Origin of the sequence: Flagellimonas chongwuensis, from assembly GCF_013376415.1 — a bacterium.
GTDB lineage: Bacteria > Bacteroidota > Bacteroidia > Flavobacteriales > Flavobacteriaceae > Flagellimonas > Flagellimonas chongwuensis.
Genome location: NZ_WYET01000001.1, coordinates 804,393 through 824,479, shown reverse-complemented (window position 1 = coordinate 824,479; position 20,087 = coordinate 804,393). Strand labels below are relative to the sequence as shown.

At 41.8% G+C, this 20,087-nt stretch carries 14 protein-coding genes; 9 read left to right on the top strand and 5 right to left on the bottom strand.

Annotated elements, in window-relative coordinates; translation table 11 throughout:
- Genes GUA46_RS03635 through GUA46_RS03625 form a run of 3 tightly spaced genes read left to right on the top strand, consistent with a single transcriptional unit; the run spans window position 1 to window position 3,104 of the window.
- Complete coding sequence (locus GUA46_RS03635; protein WP_108246015.1) at window positions 1-1,332, top strand: vanadium-dependent haloperoxidase; 1,332 nt, start codon at window positions 1-3, stop codon at window positions 1,330-1,332.
- Between the two features lie 22 nt (window positions 1,333-1,354).
- Complete coding sequence (locus tag GUA46_RS03630) at window positions 1,355-2,254, top strand: GyrI-like domain-containing protein (protein ID WP_108246016.1); 900 nt, start codon at window positions 1,355-1,357, stop codon at window positions 2,252-2,254.
- Window positions 2,247-3,104, top strand: a complete 858-nt coding sequence (locus GUA46_RS03625; protein WP_176619326.1) for an NHL repeat-containing protein — start codon at window positions 2,247-2,249, stop codon at window positions 3,102-3,104. The genes GUA46_RS03630 and GUA46_RS03625 overlap by 8 nt, the downstream gene beginning before the upstream one ends.
- Here the strand turns inward: GUA46_RS03625 and GUA46_RS03620 are convergent.
- Complete coding sequence (locus GUA46_RS03620; protein WP_176619325.1) at window positions 3,101-6,814, bottom strand: metallophosphoesterase; 3,714 nt, start codon at window positions 6,812-6,814, stop codon at window positions 3,101-3,103. The two genes, GUA46_RS03625 and GUA46_RS03620, sit on opposite strands and share 4 nt — an antisense overlap.
- A 53-nt stretch (window positions 6,815-6,867) precedes the next feature.
- Between GUA46_RS03620 and GUA46_RS03615 the strand changes: the two genes are divergently transcribed.
- Window positions 6,868-8,061: a Pycsar system effector family protein gene (locus GUA46_RS03615; protein ID WP_176619324.1), complete on the top strand. Its 1,194-nt coding sequence runs from the start codon at window positions 6,868-6,870 to the stop codon at window positions 8,059-8,061.
- A gap of 1 nt (window position 8,062) precedes the next feature.
- On the opposite strand, the gene GUA46_RS03610 is transcribed toward GUA46_RS03615, so the two are convergent.
- A complete protein-coding gene (locus tag GUA46_RS03610; RefSeq protein WP_176619323.1) occupies window positions 8,063-10,438 on the bottom strand; it encodes a GAF domain-containing protein in 2,376 nt (791 codons plus the stop codon).
- A gap of 117 nt (window positions 10,439-10,555) precedes the next feature.
- Between GUA46_RS03610 and GUA46_RS03605 the strand changes: the two genes are divergently transcribed.
- The 4 genes from GUA46_RS03605 to GUA46_RS03590 all read left to right on the top strand — a co-directional run bounded on the left by GUA46_RS03605 (window position 10,556) and on the right by GUA46_RS03590 (window position 14,588).
- Window positions 10,556-11,452, top strand: a complete 897-nt coding sequence (locus GUA46_RS03605) for a metallophosphoesterase (RefSeq protein ID WP_176619322.1) — start codon at window positions 10,556-10,558, stop codon at window positions 11,450-11,452.
- Between the two features lie 2 nt (window positions 11,453-11,454).
- A complete protein-coding gene (locus GUA46_RS03600) occupies window positions 11,455-12,618 on the top strand; it encodes a helix-turn-helix domain-containing protein (RefSeq protein WP_176619321.1) in 1,164 nt (387 codons plus the stop codon).
- 89 nt (window positions 12,619-12,707) lie between these two features.
- Complete coding sequence (locus GUA46_RS03595) at window positions 12,708-13,844, top strand: acyltransferase family protein (RefSeq protein ID WP_176619320.1); 1,137 nt, start codon at window positions 12,708-12,710, stop codon at window positions 13,842-13,844.
- A gap of 81 nt (window positions 13,845-13,925) precedes the next feature.
- A complete protein-coding gene (locus GUA46_RS03590) occupies window positions 13,926-14,588 on the top strand; it encodes a hypothetical protein (RefSeq protein WP_176619319.1) in 663 nt (220 codons plus the stop codon).
- Between the two features lie 8 nt (window positions 14,589-14,596).
- Here GUA46_RS03590 and GUA46_RS03585 read toward each other — a convergent pair whose 3' ends face one another.
- Window positions 14,597-16,771, bottom strand: coding sequence for an acylase (locus GUA46_RS03585; protein ID WP_176619318.1), 2,175 nt, complete (start codon window positions 16,769-16,771; stop codon window positions 14,597-14,599).
- Window positions 16,772-16,822: 51 nt separating this feature from the next.
- Window positions 16,823-17,860 carry a TPM domain-containing protein gene (locus tag GUA46_RS03580; RefSeq protein WP_176619317.1) on the bottom strand — a complete coding sequence of 346 codons (1,038 nt, stop codon included), beginning with the start codon at window positions 17,858-17,860 and terminating at the stop codon, window positions 16,823-16,825.
- A 120-nt stretch (window positions 17,861-17,980) separates the two neighbouring features.
- Here GUA46_RS03580 and GUA46_RS03575 point away from each other — a divergent pair, with 120 nt between their 5' ends.
- Window positions 17,981-19,717, top strand: coding sequence for an ABC transporter ATP-binding protein (locus tag GUA46_RS03575; RefSeq protein WP_176619316.1), 1,737 nt, complete (start codon window positions 17,981-17,983; stop codon window positions 19,715-19,717).
- Here the strand turns inward: GUA46_RS03575 and GUA46_RS03570 are convergent.
- Window positions 19,714-20,046, bottom strand: coding sequence for a 2Fe-2S iron-sulfur cluster-binding family protein (locus GUA46_RS03570; RefSeq protein WP_176619315.1), 333 nt, complete (start codon window positions 20,044-20,046; stop codon window positions 19,714-19,716). The two genes, GUA46_RS03575 and GUA46_RS03570, sit on opposite strands and share 4 nt — an antisense overlap.
- Window positions 20,047-20,087: the final 41 nt, after the last annotated feature.

Here is a 20,087-nt window from a genome sequence, read left to right as displayed (position 1 = left end):
ATGAAGAAAAGAATAAGTTTAATCGTAGCAGTACTATTGGTTTTGGCATCATGCCAAAAAAAAGAGGAACCCGTTGAAGTTTCTCCGGAAGAATTCCATGCCTCTGTGGACAAAGTAATCGAAATAATGATCCATGATATATTCTCGCCTCCTGTGGCCAGTAGGATTTTTGCCTACTCCAACATTGCGGCATATGAGATTATTGCCAAGAAAGACGATAATTATAAATCCTTGGCGGGGCAAGTAACGGATTTGGAAAATATTCCAGACCCCACCAATAGTGAGAATATCAACTACGAGATGGCCGCCCTCATCGCTCATATGAATATTAGCAAGAGGCTTATCTTTTCCGAAGAAAGAATGGAAAGCTTTAGGGACAGCCTATATTCTACTTGGAAGGAAAAGAACGAAACCGTTTTTAATGCCAGTAAGGAATACGGACTGGAAGTAGCCAATTTTGTGGGAGACTGGATGAACAAGGACAACTATAAGGAAACGCGCACCATGCCCAAGTTCTCCGTAGATTCAAACGACCCTTCTCGCTGGCAACCTACTCCCCCGGCCTATATGAATGGGATTGAACCACATTGGATGAAAATACGCCCCTTCGCTATTGATTCCGCCCAGCAGTTCAAGCCCATTCCACCACCAGAGTTTTCCATGGAAAAAGACTCAAAGTTTTATCAGGAAGTAATGGAAGTGTACGAGGTTAGAAAAAGTATGGTGGGCAAAGGTGATAAATCCGACGAGATTGCAATTGCACAGTTTTGGGATTGTAATCCTTATGTTTCCGTGACCCGAGGACACTTAATGTTCGCCACTAAAAAGATTACTCCCGGGGCCCATTGGATCGGCATCACTAAAATTGCTGCAAGAAAAACCAATGCGGATTTTGCAAAAACCGTATATGCCTATACTAAAACCTCTATTGCCATCGCAGATGGATTCATTAGCTGTTGGGACGAAAAATATAGAAGTAACCTAATTCGCCCAGAGACCGTGATCAACGAATACATTGATGACAGCTGGGAACCTGTATTGCAAACACCGCCGTTTCCAGAGTATACCAGCGGACATAGTGTGGTATCAGGGGCAGCAGCCATAGCATTGACCGATATATTTGGTGATGACTTTGCCTTTGATGATGACACTGAAGTAGCATATGGCCTACCAGTACGTTCCTTTACGTCCTTTAACCAAGCGTCGGACGAGGCCGCATTGAGCCGCATGTACGGAGGTATTCATTATCGTGCTGCAATTGAAGTGGGAATTAAGCAAGGGCGGGACCTAGGAAAATTTATCGTGGACAAACTGGATATGACAAAAGGCTAATCCGTATTTTTGCTCCTTAGTTATGAGGAAGATTATTTCTATAATCCTTGCCCTAGTGGTTGGAGTAATTTTGTGGTATCTGTTCTTAAAGCCCCAAGATTATCAGGTCAATTTTAAGGCGAAGGCAATTCCTGGGACCATATACGAAACCGTAAAAGCATGGAACAAGGGCTTTGATTCCGTAATCCCTATAGATTACAAAACTCCAAGCCATTTTGAGCAGACCATTCTTGTTAATGACTCGGTACACATATATGATTGGAAGATAACCCGGGTGCACGATTCCCTTAGTGAAGTCGAGGTGAACATCAAAGATTTATCCCATTCCCTTGGCAATCGTTTATCAGTCCCCTTTTCGGATACAGATTTTGAAAAAGGCTCCAGAAAGCTATTGTTGGATTTCAATTCTTTATTGAATGAGCACATAAAGGGCTTTAAAGTATCCATTGAAAATGAAGAAGAAACATTTTCATCATTTTGTGCCTGTGTCAAACTTAATACTTCTCCCGAAGACAAAGCAAAGGGCATGATGGCAAACTATAATTTCTTGGACGGCATCCTTGCAGAGAACGAAGTACAGCTGAACGGTCCTCCATTTGTGGAAGTCTTGGATTGGGATTTAGATAATAATCTGCTTTCCTATAACTTCTGTAATCCCATTGTAAGATCGGAAAAACTTCCGGATCACCCAGATATCGAGTATAAGCGAATGTTCAGTAAAAATGCGCTTAAAGCGGTTTACCATGGCAACTATATCACCTCGGACCGTGCTTGGTATGCTTTGCTTGATTACGCCAAAGAGAACAACATCTCCATAGAGAAAAAACCAATTGAGGTTTTTCACAACAACCCCCACATTGGCGGGAATGAACTTGAATGGACAACCGAGGTGTTTATGCCCATAAAGGAATCCAATGAATAAACTTGTCCTTATTTTTTTAGTAATGGCAGTAAGTGCCTGTGCTCAGCAAACTTATTTGGGGGAATTGGACAAACTTGGAAAATTTTCTTCCAAGCTCAAAGAAGTTTCTGGTTTAGAAGTGACCCAAGATGGCAAGGTATGGGTTATTGAGGATAGTGGAAACAAGGACAAAATTTATAGAGTCAATAAAGCGGCTGAAATTAAGGAATCTCTAAAAATTGACCATGCCAAGAACGTTGACTGGGAAGATTTGACCATGGATACCGAAGGCAACCTGTATATTGGGGATTTTGGCAACAACAAAAACGCTCGGGAAGATTTGGTCATTTATAAGGTTACCAAAGATGAAATGGAGAAAAAAGAACCCAATGCGGATAAGATTGAGTTCTCTTACCCTCAGCAAACCAATTTCCCACCAGAGAAGGACAGCCTTTATTTTGATACAGAAGGTTTTTTCCACCTAAACGATTACCTCTACATTTTTACCAAAAACCGTACGCGACCATATACGGGAAAAACCCTGATCTATCGTGTACCGGAAAGGGAAGGGCAATACAAAGCTGAATTTTTAGGTGACTTGTTCCTATGCGGAGATCAGAATCATTGTTCGGTGACCAGTGCGGATATTTCTCCCGATGGCAAAACCATTGCCCTCTTAAGCTATGGGTTTGTTTTTCTACTGACGGATTTCACCGCTCCGGATTTTACAAAATCATCCATCAAGATAATTGACCTACAAACCGACACCCAGATTGAATCAGTGTGCTTTTATGATGATAAAACCCTCTTGGTCGCAGATGAGGAAAACAAGTATGGGGGTAGAAAGCTTTATGAGTTGACATTGAATTAAAACCCGAACCCAAGCCCAAAAGCAAAACGTAGCCCATCCACACTGTTGAAAAGCCCAAAATTGGCCGTAAGCACGTCGACTCCATTTAAGAAGAATCCTCCTCCGTAGGAATTGTGCCATTTGTCCGATTCCTCACCAGGGTACCAAACGCGGCCATAGTCAAACCCGCCATAAATTCCAGGTGTTATGGGCATCAGGCCGGTCTTCATACTCCTAAAGCTATACCTAAGGTCGGTATTTTGAAAATAGGCTGTTTTGCCGGAAAATCTTTGGAAACGGAACCCTCGCAACCCATTGTTTCCACCAATACTGGCGGCTTGATAAAATTCGTAGCCGTTCCCGATAATAAAATGTCCCTTGAACTTGGTAGCGAGCACTAACATGCCATCGGCAGTAAGCTTATGATCTAAAGAAAATGATGGAATAACATATCCGAACGACTTGGAGGAATCATCCAAATTGGTCTTGAAACCACCTTCGAGGGCAAATGCCATTCCCAAAGTTGGAAAGGCCTCGTTATCGGTATTGGAATAGCTGTATTCGCCATCGACCCCAAAAAAGCTCAGATGGTTTTCCTCTCCATTTTCCAAATAAAATTCATTAATGAACCTGTTTTCGGTTTCCTCAATTTCAATGTTCTCATAGGATACTCCCAATCGTGCCTTGGAACCGAAAAATCCGCGCCACACCAATGATGGTGCAAATCTCAGGTTTCGGATACGGACACGGTTATAATCCAACTCCAAGGGTTCTTCATCATCATTATTGACCGTCTCGTTCCCAAAACCAAAAAAGTTTTGGGTAAAATTAGGACTGGTGAACCTTGCGTGAAGTTCCAAATTCACTTTGTTGAAAATATGTGCAAATTCTCCACGATAACCTAAGTCAAAACCATCCGTCGCAAAATAGTAGGCTGCACTTACCGTATGCTGCTGCGTAAATGGATTTTTTCTGAATCCATTAAAGGTATAGGTGTTGGCCAAGCCTATCCTAACACCATCGTCTGGATTAAATCCTACAGTGGGCAACGTTTGATTGTTACTGCCTTTTATGTTCAGAAAGTCATACGTATTGGTATCGTAATCATTAACCAATTTTACCTTACCACCGTAGGCTTCTTCCAAAGTGTTTTTCTTTGATTTAAAATCATAGATCAAAAGCCGTTTGGAATCTTCCGAGACCTTATAAACGTCATTGTTTTGACCTCCAGCAATACGCACCTTTATTTTTGATGTTTCCGTATTGGCCTCAAAAATATCATCATCATCCAATCCATAGATCCAGATTTCTTTGGTATAATCGGGACTATACACCTTATTGAAGAACAAATCCGTGTACTCCCCTCCTTTGATTCGATAGGCCCTCACCTCAACATCTCCATTGGGACGCGAGACAATATTGAAATAATCATCCTTATCCGTGCCCGTAATTACACTGTATTTGTTCAAAACGGCATAGTACTCGCGTGCCGTTTCGACCAAGTTTTGTTTTCGGGCCAAAAGAATTCTTTTGATTTCTGTCAAGGTTTCGTCCCTCACCTCTTCTGGAAAAGCCAAAAATGCCTCATCGATTATTTCACCTGTCAGATTTTGTTGGATAAATTTGGCCTGGTATATCCACATCTCCATATCGGTTTCTGTAAGCAAGGCCATATCCAAGGCAAAGGTTCGGGGTGAAGAGGTCAACCCTTTCACGCTTCTAACCTCTTCATGAAATCCTTCAAAAATACGAAGCGCCGGAACTGCCCTGGATCCAAAGTTCATGATGAGGCCATCTCCCCAACGGGAAAACACCTGATCTCTATCACGGGCAATAGGTTTGTATACCTTGTTTCCGTCTTCAGTTTTAAATTCTGCCCAACGCCATTGGTCCACATGCCTGTCCCAATCCCCGATCAAGATATCGAACAAGCGGGCCTTTACGTATTCCCTTTGGTCTATGCTATATTCCTCATCTTCGCGGAGCTTGTCCATAAGATCGTAGGTGCTTTCTATTTTTTTGGTGAATCCAAAGCTTTCTAGATTATCATGGTCGTCCGAGACATGCTCCTCGATCATATATAGGCCATCACCGAACTCCTTGTTGTAATCGCCCAAAACGGATTGCTTTGGCACATAGTACAATTTAGGGTTGGTGTGGTACATTCCAAGTGCGTCCGACATTCTATCAATGGTAAATGGTGCATACGGATGTGCACCTGTATATAGATCCAACAGCAATTTTTCGGGGTACGTGTCCTCGAACTTTCCAATGACGTATTGGTCCTGAAAAGCTATGGCCTGAAGGTATCGCTCTGCACTTTTTCGCAAGCCCCTCATCACATACTCCCTACCATCTTTATCGGCCAATCGTAAAGAATTCGATTGGTTTCCTCCACCTTTTCGAACAACGGTCAATCCACCAAAGAGGGTATCTAACCGAACGGTGGGCGCCTTTACTTTGGTTCCATAATACTTCCTGTACCGTTCGCCCCAAAGCAACTTGTGAAACCCACTCTTCTTGATCTCTTCCGGTTCGTATACGGACGCCATTTTATATGGAGGAAAATCTTCGGCCAGTCCCAGCCGTTCCGTAGATCTATCGGGTGGAAGGACTTCAGTTTGATATAGCAGTGCTGTTGCATTGGCATCGGCACCATAAAACTCAACTTGTGATGAACCATCCGTATACACCCTTAAAATTGCATAGCCAGTTTTACCTGTTGAAAATTTACTGCCGTTCAAAAGTCGGGTGGTACCTGTTTTGGCCCCCGAACCACTTACAATTTGAGGTTTACCATATTCCTCGATATACTGAAGCGTATGCTCATGGCCCGATGCGAATATTACCTTCTCGGAGTATTGCGCAAGGGTCACAACTCTTTGCTTAAGCTCGTTGTACTTTTTATTGGAAATGTCTTCCGATGTAGCCCCTGATGTCTTTCGCAGCAGATTAATAGCGGACCCCAAAATGGGAAGCGGCACTTTACCCCCACTGGGATGGATTCCTTGTTTAAATGAAAATTGGCCTCCGTGCGAACCGTAGGTAAACATAGGATGGTGCATGGCCAAAATAACGGTTTTGTCCCGGTTCTTTTTGATGATGCTTTCCAATTCCTCAAAAAAACGGTTTCTGCTCTTTATTTCGCAATCATCATTTATAGTAGGATGCTTGTCCCAATTTACAATGTACCACTCTGTATCAATGGCGACGAGCAAGACCTTGTCATTGACCTCTATCTCTTCAATGGGGCATCCGTTCTCTGGCTGAAAAGCATCATTATCATCCAGTGCTTCCTCCACATATTCTTCTTCTCGTTTTAGGCCTTTGAGCCCCTCCGTGTACCAATCATGATTTCCAGGGATAAAGAGTTTCTTCCCCTTGTAGTTCTCCAAAGTGCTCAATTGGGCATCCAAATGGTTTTTGGCTTCCAGATATGCAATGGTGGAATCCTTTTTATCGGGTAGGCCAGCAGGATAAATATTATCTCCCAAAAAGATGGCGGTACTATTGGCGTCGGCCTGATCTAAAACTTTTTTAAACGCTTTTAGAGTAGGGTTTACATCACCCATCGGGGATTTACCTGCATCACCAATCAAATAAAACGTGTGTTCGACCTCCTTTTCGATCAGAACATTGTGTGCGGAAAAAGGCTCTGCATATTTGGCTTCATATGTTGCACAAGCAGAGACCAAGACCATTAAAAACAGTAAAAAGTAATGTTTCTTCATATACACGAGGTTGATTCCAAAATTTTGTAATTTGGATGCTCTAATCTGGAACTATGTCGGAAATCGTTGAAAAAACTGAACACTTTGTTTCTGAACTACTAACAAAAGAACTAGATGCAAGGTTCTTGTACCACAACTTGCGACATACCCAAAGAGTAGTCAAAAGTACTAAAGAATTGCTCAACTATTATAACCTGAGCGAAGTTGAAAACGAAAGGTTAATGTTAGCTGCATGGCTACACGATACGGGGCATACCAAAGGTTGGGAAAACCATGAGGAAAACAGTTGTGAGATTGCCAGGGATTTTCTCCAAAAGAATGGGTATGACGCTGAAGGGATTGAACAGGTTTGTTCGTTGATCATAGTCACCAAAATGTGCAACGAGCCATCCAACCTTTTGGAAGGGATTATCCGAGATGCCGACATATCCCATTTTGCCAAAAAAAGCTATTGGGAGACCACCGATTTCTTGAAAGAAGAACTGAAAGCTTTGGGAATCGCCGATTATTCCAACAAGGAATGGCGGGACAAAAACATTAAAATGTTCCGCACCAAACATAATTTCTTCACCGACTATGCCAAGGAAAATTGGGAAGAAGGCAAACAACAAAACCTTAAAAAATTGTTGAAAGAAAAGAAAGAAGAAAAAAAGATTGCCAAAAAAGAAGCCTTGAAGGCCAAGTACAAAAATGAGAGCCCCGATAGAAGCGTTCAAACCCTGTACCGGGTCACACTAAAAAATCATTTAAAATTGAGCGATATTGCCGATACCAAAGCGAACATATTGCTTTCGGTCAACGCTATAGTCATTTCTTTGGTGTTGGCCAATCTATTGACCAAGTTGGACAATCCGTCCAATACCTACATGATTTATCCTACCTTGATTTTGATTATGTTCAGTGTTGTCTCCATGGTACTTTCGGTATTGGCCACCAGACCCAATGTCACGAGTGGTAAATTCACCAAGGAAGATGTGGAAAAAAGAAAGGTAAACCTCCTGTTTTTCGGAAACTTTCACCAAATGGAGCTTTCCGAATACGAATGGGCACTGAAAGAGCTAGTAAAGGATAAGGATTATGTATACTCTTCCTTGACCAAAGACCTCTATTACTTGGGCGTTGTCCTTAACAAAAAATATAAAATACTACGGATTACCTACAATATTTTTATGTTGGGCATGATTATCTCCGTAATCTCTTTTATAATCGCCTTTAGGTATTTTGGCCCGGAAAGGCTGATTTTCTGACCTAGGAGTTTAGTTCTTCCATTAAATCGTCGTAAGTATAGGTGCGCTCCGATTTTTTGTCCTTTTGGTAAAGAATCTCTGCCCGTATCGCTTTTAATCCAGATACACCTTGAACTCCTTCGAGCTCCACGATTTCAATATTATTGGTAAAATAGCCTTTCGCCTTTAGGAAGCTGATATATCGCATATACTCCTTTTCATCTTTACGTTGGGAGTACACAATGGCCAATATGCCCTTTTGTGTCAAACGCTCATTGGTTCCCTTGATGTATGACTTATCGATACGTTTTTTGATAACCTCGTAACGAGCATTGTACGTACCGTCCACATCAAAACGTTTCTCGTCCATTCTAAACCTAATGGCCAACGATGTACTATACACCAAAACCAAGGAAGCTACATCAAGCTTTACAGGCAACTTTGGCTTTAGGCCATAATATTTATTTTCCATTTCGCACATGACCTGAAGTTGCCACAACCTAAGGTTGCTCAGGAACAGTTCACTATACTCCCTGTCCCTTGTGATGGAACTTCCAATATACATGTTGTGCTCTACGCCATCGGTCTTATAGCGCTCAAAATAATGTGGAAACATTTCCTGTGCTTCTTCCTGTCTTTTATCAAGAAGGGCGGCGAGCTTCATATTGGCCTCCATCACGCTGTTATCGTAATTTCTACGATGGTCGTAGTAGCTCTCAGTGGCCTTGTCGATTTTTTTATTGTACTGTTCAAGCAACCCTGCAATGGCTTCATCTTCCTTTTGAAGGTGATTAAAGACGGGATCCACTTCTTCTTTCACAAAATCAAAAACAGCTTGTTCCGTGTGTGTAAACAGGGCCTCCCTTACCTCGCTCAGGTAATTGTTTACCCTAAATTGCAGTTCTTCGTAAATAGGGAGTTTGTATTTTTCAATAGCGATATCCAGCACATCGTTGATTTCCGAAAGTTGAATCATTAAATCCCTTTGGATAGCCAAATTTCTCTCTTTCGCAGAGTCTTTAATATCAATTTGGCCATAAAGTGGATATACATCCTTAAACACTACTTCTTTGAAGACAGGTTCGTTGCCAGCCAACTCGTCCTTCATAAAACGTTTGGCCTCTTCTTGGAACTTCCAATAAACGGAAGGGTGCACCGAGGTACACTCGTGCTGTATAACGGCATCTATCAAATTCTCCTCTTCCTCAATGGTCCGCATAACCGCCGCAATAATGTATGGCATAACATCGTCCAACTTGTTGGCGTTTACGCTATTGAGTTCATTGACCTTGCCCGACACCAATTCCAAAACCCCCAAAAGATTTCCATTAACAGCAATTGGGGCCAGTATGGCACTTTTAATGCCTTGCTCCATCAAACTCTTATAAGGTTGGGTCTCTCCATGGGATCCTTCAAAATATTTCTCTACATTGGAGATGGCAAAATACTTGTTCTCTTTGAAAAGTTTTCCATGGGTATGGTTACAGAACATGGAATCACATTCTTCCATATCCTTTCCATTAAGGATGTAACTTTCCATCCCCTTACCATAGATCCGGAAAAAATTATTGGCATCGGCATCATATCCGGAAAATCCAACTTTTATATCGTTCAGATTAAAGAAGGACCTAAAGGTATCCTCGAAACTCTCCATGAAGGTATCCTTGCCCTTTTGAGCACGACCTATCAAAGTCGATTTGATTTCCGACACGGAATGTTCAGCAGTTACATCGAACATATTGGAGATAACAAAACCTTTGGCAATAAAACTATTGGGTGGAATTTTCTCCCTCCATATGTCCAAATTGTAAAAATTGTCAAGCAACTCGTCCACATCGTCCTGGGTAAGCTCCTTGGCATTTTCGGTAGGGATGATTTCCATAAAATCCGCATTGTACAAAATGCGGTACCTGCGCATCACCCCATTGGTATCTGGAATATCGTAAAAAAAGGGGCGCTTAAAATCCAGATTATATCCGTAGTGGAATTTTAAAATTACGGTACATCTCATAATGTAACCGAACTCCATGGGTATGTTGGTGATCGCAAGGTCAAAATCCTCGCCGGCATCCTTCAAAATCTGACGGAAGCGTTCGGAAGAATTGAAGACCAAATTCTCAAAGGGTGTGGATGCGGTTTTAATCTCGTTCTTGGTCAGAATAGGTGAGAAAGAATCCTCTAAGATCACTCGAATTACATCCCTATGTTTCTCCAACAAGGATAAGTCGGTAAAGCCATCGCGCAACTCTGGATATGGTGCCTGTGCATCCAGTACATACCTTGCCCTTTCCACTTCATAAGCGTTGTCGCTATTCAGCAGTTCGTCGTAATGCTCCAACAATTTATTGAAGCTTACCAATTGAACCAGAGGGCTCTCGGAATTGAGGTTATGGTGCATACCCAAATTAGTCGTGGTTTAGGGCACAAAGTTACAAAAACTACAAATGGAGTTTCATTATTCGGTTTCTTTATGGACAAATCGCCATTTTTAAGGATATTTAGCAAAAACTTTTAGATGTCCTCATCAAAACGATTAGACAGAGCTTACAAAAATGCTGTGACGATTCCATTCGACGAAGGTTCAAAGTTTATCTTCTTCAGCGACTGCCATCGAGGGGACAATAGTTTTGCTGACGATTTTGCCAACAATAGAAATATTTATTTCCATGCCCTTAACCAATATTACCGCGAAGGGTTTACCTATATCGAATTGGGGGACGGTGATGAACTATGGGAAAACATTACTTTCGAAGCCATTTTTGAAGCGCATAAGAATGTTTACCAATTATTAAAACGGTTCCATTTGGAAAAACGCCTCCATATGCTTTGGGGCAACCACGACATGGTATATCGGGACCCCGAATATGTGGATGAGCATCTTTCACATTATTTTGAACCGATCGATGGCTCCGACAAAGAACTTTTTGAGGGAATTACTTACCATGAGGCCCTTATTTTGAAGCACACCAAAACGGGTCAGGAGATTTTTTGTGTCCATGGCCACCAAGCGGATTGGTGGAATTATGTTTGTTGGCGGATTGGTCGGTTTTTGGTTAGAATATTATGGAAACCGCTACAGGTAGTGGGTATTGCTGACCCGACGAGTCCTGCTAAAAACTACAAAGAGCTTATCCGCATAGAAAGGCGAATCAAACGGTGGATATTGAAAAAAGATTTGCTGATCACGTTAGCAGGTCATACGCACAGGCCCAGATTTCCCGAACCGGGCCAAATTCCTTTTTTTAATGATGGGAGTTGCGTTCACCCAAGGAGCATCACGGGTATCGAGATTGTAAATGGAGAGATATCACTGATTAAATGGTATATTGACACCAAACCTGATGGTACTCTTCAAATTGTGCGGGCATTATTGGAAGGTCCTCAAAAATTAGCTGATTACCTAGTGAAATAAATATGCAAGAGGTACAACACATCCTTGAGCAAATTCCCATACGTCACGACCTAGCGTCGCATATTATGCTATTGGGCATTATCCAAGGATTGTTTTTGGCCCTGGTTATTTTTTTAAGGGCCAAACGGAAATCGGCCATCACGCTCTTTGGATGGTCACTTTTGGTACAATGCCTTGTTTTTTTTGATGTGTATTTATGTTACACCGGACTCATCAAATATGCTTTCCACTTAAATGATTCCACGGAATTCTTGGTATTGATGATCATGCCCACCATGTACTTTTTTTTGTATACCCTTTTAAACAGAAAACCATTTACCCTTAAAAAACATTGGCCGCATTTTGTGCTCCCACTGCTCTATTTAATCTCCCAATTTAACTATTACACAAGTCCAATCGAAGTAAAAATAAACGCGTATTTAGGTGCCTATTATAGGAATTTGGGCTTTTTGGATGTGCCAAAAGCCGTGGATTACTCCTACCATCTTATCAAGGATGAATTTAGATGGCTGGTACTCCTGAGCTTTACATTTTATCTCATCCTGTCCATAATATTGGTTATAAAATCATGGAAAAAGGGATGGACCTCATCCAAAAACATAAAGATGGACAAGTATATTTTCTCAAGAAATACGGTTATCATCTTTTTGGTACTGATGTTTACCTTACTTTTAATTTATCTGAACCATGATGATGATGGAGGTGATCACATCATAGGAATCATGCAGACCATTACTATTTTCATTACATCATTTTTCATCCTTTCCGAATCACGTTTTTTTGAAAAATCATGGATTGCCGATAAATATGAGACCATAGCAGGTAATCCCATTCAATTTGAAGCCGTTGAAAGTTTTATTTCCGAGGCCCAGTATTATACCAAGCAAGACATCACGCTAAAAAAAATAGCAGAGCAGTTGGACACCAATGCTAACGCCATTTCCAGGCTCATCAACTCGGAAACCGGCACCAATTTCAATGAATACATCAACCAAAAAAGAATTGCTTTGGCGCAAGAAAGATTGTTGGATAAAGAATTTAAACATCTTACAGTGGAAGCTATTGGGGCATCTGTCGGGTTCAAATCCAAGTCTGCCTTTTACAACGCTTTCAAAAAACATACTGGTCAATCACCCTCATTGTTTATGAAGCAAAACCGTGGTTAATTTCTCCAGAATTACAATTCAGGACGTTTCCCGACACAAAAAGTAGTTCTTTCTGAAAGGCACTTTCCATCTTTGGGAAAATTTAAAACATGGAAACATCAATCAGGCGTTACGATTTGGACTGGCTTCGGGTTATCGTATTTGCATTGCTCATATTTTATCATGTAGGAATGTTTTTTGTTCCTTGGGGCTGGCACGTTAAGAACAACATTATTTACGATTGGCTACGCTGGCCCATGTTGTTCCTTAATCAATGGCGTCTTCCCATTCTATTTGTTATCTCCGGTATGGGCACCTATTACGCTTTGGGAAAACGAAGTATGGGGAAATTCATGTGGGAACGATTTCTGCGACTAGGGATTCCTTTGGTCGCCGGTATGATTTTGATTGTGCCACCACAAGTATATTTTGAGCGTTTAGCAGAGGGACAGTTTACGGGTTCATATTGGCAATATTTTACCTCGGTTGCTTTTGATGGTGTTTACCCCGAAGGCAATCTAAGTTGGCACCACCTTTGGTTCTTACCCTATCTTCTGGTGTTCTCCTGGATTTTGGCTCCGCTATTTGTGTTCCTAAGAAGGCACCAGACCCTTTTTATCGACTGGGTAAAAAGATTGATTCAAAAAACGTGGGGCATTTATGCATTTGTTATTCCGCTCTACTTTGTAGAATCGCTGGTCGAACCTTTCTTTCCCGTCACCCACGCCTTGGTGGATGATTGGTTCAATTTTATATTTAGTATAATCCTATTTTTCTATGGTTTTACATTGATTGCGACAGAGGATGTGTTTTGGCAAGCACTGACAAAAGTAAAATCAAAGGCCATAATCCTGGGAATAGTAGGATTTGCATCCCAAGCTTTTATATGGCTGTTTTTGGAAGATGGCTATGTGGTACATTTTACCGAAGCATTTTTAAAAGTGATGAATATTTGGTCTTGGATATTGGTATTGTTCGCCTACGCTGCACAATACCTCAACAAGCCCAGCAAGGGGTTGGCGTACTCCAACCGAGCAGTTTACCCCTTTTATATTTTGCACCAGACCGTCACCGTTGTCATTGGCTATTATTTGATGGATTTGAGATGGGGATTTCTACCAAAAGCATTTGTTCTGGTCGTGGGAACTTTTGGGATAAGTTGGTTGATCTACGATTTGATTATTCTACGCATTCCCGTAATGCATCCGTTATTTGGATTAAAATCTAAGAATAAGAAAAGTATGTAGCTTAACGATTTAACGCCAATTTATAATGTTGATGGCAAGGTATTTGCTAACTTTATTCTCCAGATAATTAGCTGTCTTGCCATGAAAAAGAAGATATATATCGTTTTGGGAGCCGTCCTTTTCAGCTTGCCCATGTTCGCTCAGGGCGACTTGCCCACTACGCGACCTTTAAAGATTGGCGAGAAAAATAATCTTGATATAAAAGCAAGCAATCAAGGTACTTTACTTCGAATGCCTTCGGTACTCGATGAAAGCCTTACCTCCAAAAACGAAAAGCCCGGTGTAAAAATGTTGCCCGACAGGGAACTTCTTCAGGCAGGTCACGATATGGTCATAGACCCCAAGGTTATTGAAAAAAGGGAAAAGGGAGCCAATGAACATTTTGGTGACCAATATCTGGGTGATTTCAAAACCACGGCAAAATTTGTTGGCATTGTTGCTAGGGACCATGAATATGTGGACGGGGACCGTATCAAAATTTATGTGAATGGTGAAGTAGTAGAATATAATTTACTGCTTTCAGGTTCTTACAGAGGAATCAACCTAGATCTTGTAGAAGGTTTCAACCGAATTGAATTCGAAGCCCTCAACCAAGGTTCTTCAGGACCAAATACCGCCCAAGTCGTAGTTACGGACGATAAAGGTGTAGTTATACACAATAACCGCTGGAATCTTTCCACAGGCTCCAAGGCCAGCCTAATTATTGTAAAGGAAGAGGATAGCGGAATTACAAAGAACAATTAAATTTTTGCTCAATATTTCTCGCCCGGGGAGTACGTTGCTTCAGCCCGTTTTAGCACATCCTCCTTGTAATATGCCGCATCCTTGAATTCCATGTCGGCATATCTTTGTGCCTGATCATTAAAATATGGTGATTTTGGATTTCCACTCTGCCCACCTGCCAACATTGTCTTTGCTTTTACTTTATCTCCAAATTCCACAGCAGCCACAAAACTGTTGCCCCGTGTTCCGTAAATCTTTTTAGTATTGTTGTTATATCTAGCACCGTATGCGGCCAAAGCTCCCCATGTTCCGCTGGCAAAACCAATGGGAATACTGGGTTTGTCATCATCAAAAGGTTGACGAATGTCGCCATTTAATCTTTGATAACGGTTCACCTCGCCCCAAGGCATTTTCCAAGTGCCAAAATCATTTTCCAATTTGGACAATGTTTCTTGAAAAAATTCCAGTTTTTGAGCATCCGGCCAATCACTGCCCCAATATTCGACCCACTGCATGGAATACATTCCTTCAGGACGTTCTGCTTTGGAATAGCAAAGTGTACCATAGTAATGCGCCAAGGTCATAGCAACGGATTGTTTTGAGGTGTTAAAATCCCATTCTCTCAGAATTTCAATAGGTTCTTGAAGCTCTGGGTATGCTTTTGCATTTTCATTATAGGCTTTCACCAAACCTGGAATCAATGCTTCAAAAGCTGGCAAGTAAGGGTCATGCGCCAGTTCGATAAGTCCATCCAAGGTATATCCGCTTCTGCCGGTCAAAAGTTTTATAGCATGGATGCCCCTAAAGTTCTCCTGATCTCTCGACATATAATTGGGGTAATCTTCACGCTTTGGACTGAACTCCAACGCTGAAGTATACGGTGTAGAATTACAGTTTTGTATCCAACCGTTTTCAGGGTTCAGCACCAAAATATTTTCATCTACGGTATGTAATCCTTGCCAATCTGTTTTGGGGTTGCTGCCATCCACAGGTTGGTTATAATCGAATATAGTATCCCGCTTTGGCACAAAATTTCCGTGAAAATAGGCAATATTCCCTTCTGCATCGGCATACACTGTATTGTTCGATGAGTTGGTACGAATATCCATCATTTTTCGAAAACCGTCATAACCATCTTGCTTGGTTCGAGTATAGGATTGTTCCAAAGCCTTTACTGGTTCCCACATCATGGCGGAAGCCGTCCATTGGTCATCAACCTGATGGGTAATCGGTCCGTGATGGGTATGGTACATTGGGAATGTCCTCTCCTTCATACTTCCCCCATTTTTATATTTTAAGGTAACCGAACTGGAATCCACAGGTCGCAGTTCCTCCCCATACTGATAAAACAATTTTCCATCATTTTTTACGATGGTTTCCTTAAACTCGTCCATCACATCGGTATAGGTGGAGGTATGCATCCATCCTGTTTTCTCATTGAAGCCTTGGTACACAAAAAACTGACCCCAAGTCACGGCGCCATAGGCATTCAGACCTTCTTCGCTCACCACGTGTACTTCACCTCTAAAGTAGAATGAAGTATGGGGGTTGATCAATAACATCGCATTTCCAGATTCGGTCAAGTCTCCAGAAATGGCAATTCCATTGGAACCTTGTGGCTCTGCCATTTCCTCCTTTTTTTTGATTTGAAGCGCTTCCATTGTTGGCAATTCCATTCCACTTTCATAAAAACTTTTGATTTTTCTAGTGGATATGCGCTCAATATCGCCGCCGATGGAACCCTCACTAAAATACATGGGCATCCAAGGTTCAAAACGGGTCAGTAATTTAGGTTTCACCTCGGGATGGGTATGTAGATAATAATTGATTCCGTCAGCAAAGGCATCACAAAGTTCTTTCAGCCACGCAGGACTATCTTCATAATGGGCCTTTGCTTCTTCCTCTGTCATAAAAAGCTTGGCACGAAGGTCACTGTACAGGGCATCCACCCCTTCTACTTCAGCCATGCGGCCCGTAGCCCAAATGTAGTTTTGTTCCACTCTGTTAAAATCATCCTCACACTGGGCATATAGCAAACCAAAAACGGCATCGGCATCTGTTTTCCCATAAATATGGGGAACCCCAAAATTGTCTCGTATGATTGTAATGTTTTCAGCTTGTGCTTCCCATTGTTCCACCTCCGTTTTGGGCTTTTCAGAACATGAAACAACTAAAAAAAGTGCTGCAAGGACAATAATTCTCATCTCGGGATTGGTTTAGTTAGTTTGTGTGAAAATACGTGAAATCGTCAACAATTACCAACTTCCACTTGCTCCTCCACCTCCAGAACTACCACCTCCACCAGAAAAGCTGCTGGACGAACTGCTCCCAGAACTGGAACCAAAAGAATGGGTACCCGAAGAAGAGAAGGTTTTTTTCATATAAGTCTTATCGGATTTAAAAAATGAAAGCTTAAGATTCTTGTCTCCTTTTCTCCTGATTTTTAGGATGGCCAGGAGTATCGTAACCGCTATAAATACAAGAATCACCAATAATACCCAAGTAAAGTCTTTTACAAATCCATTCAATACATCATCTAAACCGAGCAGCATGGCCATAAAAAACAAGGGCATACCCATAAAAACCAATCCAAAAATCAAGGGAAACATCATAAAAACTGCCATGAAAATTCCCCTAAAGACCGCTAATTTTCCAATGAAAATACCTCGTATTATTTCAATAAGCGTGGAATAGCCCTTATAAAAAACGAACCCTCCAGCTGCAACGAACATTAACAGGAACAAACCAATGATCAAAAACAACCACCAAGGTGTTTCGGCTTCGGCCTCGATTTCTGCTTTGAATTCTTCCAAGGCTTCAGGGTCGTTCAAAAATTCTATGATCTGGTCGGTAGCAAGATCTATCCCTTCAAAGTAATCTTCATCCTTGAACCTTGGAATCATGGTATTTCGGATAATTCGCGAAGCAACGGCATCGGTGATATAGGATTCCAATCCATAGCCCACCTCTATCCGGACCTCTCTATCGAACTTGGAGAACAGAATCAAAATGCCATTGTCCTTCCCTTGCTGTCCTAATTTATTTTTATTGAAAACTTCTAACGCATACGTTTCAATGGTTTCGCCCTGCAAGTCATCAATGGTCAAAACTACTAACTGGTTGGTGGTTTCCGATTCAAATTGATATAACTTGGTGCGTAGCCCATCAAGCTGTGACTGGGTAAAAATCTGCGCGTCATCAACAACAATTTCGGACAACTTAGCATACTCTTCCTGTGCAGCACACAATGAGAACATCAAAAACAAAATACCGAACCAGTTCGCTTTTAACATGACTATTTTAGTATTGTAGCTATTAAATATAGTGTTTGTAATCTTTCTGGACTTAAAACTAAACGATTCGGCATCCTTTTTAATTTGCCGTAACTTGCAGACTCTTTCTACAAAATTGATATGCCTGATAAAAAAGTTAGCATCCTCACAGCGTTCAAGACCATTATTTGGCCAAAGCGTAAACTCGTATTTCTTGGTCTATTTTTGATTGCAATCAGCAAAGCGGCAAGTTTTGTTGCTCCGATTGCTTCGAGATATTTGATTGATGACGTCATCGTAAAAAAGGATGTCGACATGCTTAAATATCTTGTTGCCGGTGTCATGTTGGCAATTTTGGTGCAGTCGGTCACCTCTTTTTTATTGACCAAAATATTAAGCGTTCAAGCGCAATACCTTATCTCTGAACTTAGGGCACAGGTACAGAAAAAGGTACTGGCCCTCCCTGTTAGATTCTTTGACAATGCCAAGTCCGGCGCATTGGTATCCCGAATAATGTCGGATGTTGAAGGTGTTAGAAACCTTATTGGTACCGGTTTGGTTCAATTGGTCGGCGGCATTATTACAGCAGTTGTTTCTTTGATTTTATTGATGAGAATCAGTGTTTTTATGACGCTCTTCACGTTTATACCTTTGACTATTTTTGCCGTAATCGCCCTAAAAGCTTTTAAAATTATCCGTCCCATATTTAGAAACCGTGGTAAAATCAATGCCGAAGTAAAGGGCCGTCTTACGGAAACTTTGGGCGGTATAAGGGTCATTAAAGGATTTAATGCAGAAAAACAAGAGGAAGAAGTTTTTGAAGTAGGTGTAGAACGATTGTATCAAAACGTAAAAAAGAGCTTAACGACCACTGCATTTATGACCAGTTCCTCAACTTTTTTACTGGGTGTAGCGACCACCAGTGTCATGGGATTTGGCGGATATAAAATAATTCAGGACACCTTAACAGTAGGTCAATTTGTTGAGTTTACAGTGTTATTGGGGCTCATGATTGCCCCTATCGTACAAATGAGCAGCGTAGGTAGTCAGTTGACCGAGGCACTGGCCGGACTGGACAGAACAGAGGAATTAATGAACTTGGAGGAGGAGTCGGATAACGAAAACCGAACCACAGTCCTAGATAATGTTGTGGGCCGTATGTCCTTTTCCGATGTTCACTTTTCCTATGAAAAAGACAAAGAAGTGCTGCACGGTATCAGTTTCAATGTGGAACCCGGTCAGGTAATAGCTTTGGTAGGAAGTTCGGGCTCTGGAAAATCCACGATTGCCGGTCTGGCTGCAAGCTTTTTGAATCCGGACTCTGGCACCATTACCATTGATGGACACGACCTTTCCAAGGTGAATTTGAACAGTTTTAGGCAACATTTGGGCGTGGTTCTCCAAGATGACTTTTTGTTCGAGGGCACTATACGGGAAAACATCCTTTTCCCAAGACCCGATGCCGGTGAGGACAAACTATTGGATGCGGTAAAAGCGGCCTATGTAGACGAATTTACCAACCGGTTTGATAAAGGGTTGGACACCCTAATCGGAGAACGAGGGGTTAAACTTTCGGGCGGTCAACGACAGCGTATTGCCATTGCCCGGGCCATTTTGGCCGACCCAAAAATCTTGGTGCTGGACGAGGCCACGTCCAGTTTGGACACGGAATCGGAAGCATTGATTCAGAAAAGCTTGGGTGAACTTACCAAAGGCAGAACAACATTTGTTATTGCCCACCGACTGAGCACCATTCGCAAAGCGGACCAAATTCTAGTGATTGAAAACGGCAACATCTTGGAACAGGGAACCCATGAAGAATTAATCGCTTCCGAAGGAAGATATTTCAATCTGTTTACCTATCAAGCCAGGATTTAAGCTTCTTCCGGAGCCAATTCCACCTCTAGACCGTCCAAATCCTCAGTGATATGGAGCTGACAGCCCAAACGGCTATTGTCCTTCACATTAAACGCCTCCGACAGCATTGCTTCTTCGTCATCGGACATTTCAGGAAGTTTATGGTCGGATTGCACATAGCATTGACAAGACGCACACATGGCCATTCCCCCGCAAATTCCAATAGTTCCCTCTGGAGCAAGTTCGTAGGAACGTACTACTTCCATCAAGTTCATGTTCATATCGGTCGGGGCATCCACCTCATGTGAAACACCTTCTCGGTCTATAATTTTTATTTTAATATCGCTCATACCTATTTGAAGCTTGATCAAGCTTCCTAACGATTAATTGG

Bases quoted from the DNA above. Each gene is read 5' to 3' on its own strand.
- GUA46_RS03635 (WP_108246015.1), top strand. From the start codon at position 1: ATGAAGAAAAGAATAAGTTTAATCGTAGCAGTACTATTGGTTTTGGCA.
- GUA46_RS03630 (WP_108246016.1), top strand. From the start codon at position 1,355: ATGAGGAAGATTATTTCTATAATCCTTGCCCTAGTGGTTGGAGTAATT.
- GUA46_RS03625 (WP_176619326.1), top strand. From the start codon at position 2,247: ATGAATAAACTTGTCCTTATTTTTTTAGTAATGGCAGTAAGTGCCTGT.
- GUA46_RS03620 (WP_176619325.1), bottom strand. From the start codon at position 6,814: ATGAAGAAACATTACTTTTTACTGTTTTTAATGGTCTTGGTCTCTGCT.
- GUA46_RS03615 (WP_176619324.1), top strand. From the start codon at position 6,868: ATGTCGGAAATCGTTGAAAAAACTGAACACTTTGTTTCTGAACTACTA.
- GUA46_RS03610 (WP_176619323.1), bottom strand. From the start codon at position 10,438: ATGCACCATAACCTCAATTCCGAGAGCCCTCTGGTTCAATTGGTAAGC.
- GUA46_RS03605 (WP_176619322.1), top strand. From the start codon at position 10,556: ATGTCCTCATCAAAACGATTAGACAGAGCTTACAAAAATGCTGTGACG.
- GUA46_RS03600 (WP_176619321.1), top strand. From the start codon at position 11,455: ATGCAAGAGGTACAACACATCCTTGAGCAAATTCCCATACGTCACGAC.
- GUA46_RS03595 (WP_176619320.1), top strand. From the start codon at position 12,708: ATGGAAACATCAATCAGGCGTTACGATTTGGACTGGCTTCGGGTTATC.
- GUA46_RS03590 (WP_176619319.1), top strand. From the start codon at position 13,926: ATGAAAAAGAAGATATATATCGTTTTGGGAGCCGTCCTTTTCAGCTTG.
- GUA46_RS03585 (WP_176619318.1), bottom strand. From the start codon at position 16,771: ATGAGAATTATTGTCCTTGCAGCACTTTTTTTAGTTGTTTCATGTTCT.
- GUA46_RS03580 (WP_176619317.1), bottom strand. From the start codon at position 17,860: ATGTTAAAAGCGAACTGGTTCGGTATTTTGTTTTTGATGTTCTCATTG.
- GUA46_RS03575 (WP_176619316.1), top strand. From the start codon at position 17,981: ATGCCTGATAAAAAAGTTAGCATCCTCACAGCGTTCAAGACCATTATT.
- GUA46_RS03570 (WP_176619315.1), bottom strand. From the start codon at position 20,046: ATGAGCGATATTAAAATAAAAATTATAGACCGAGAAGGTGTTTCACAT.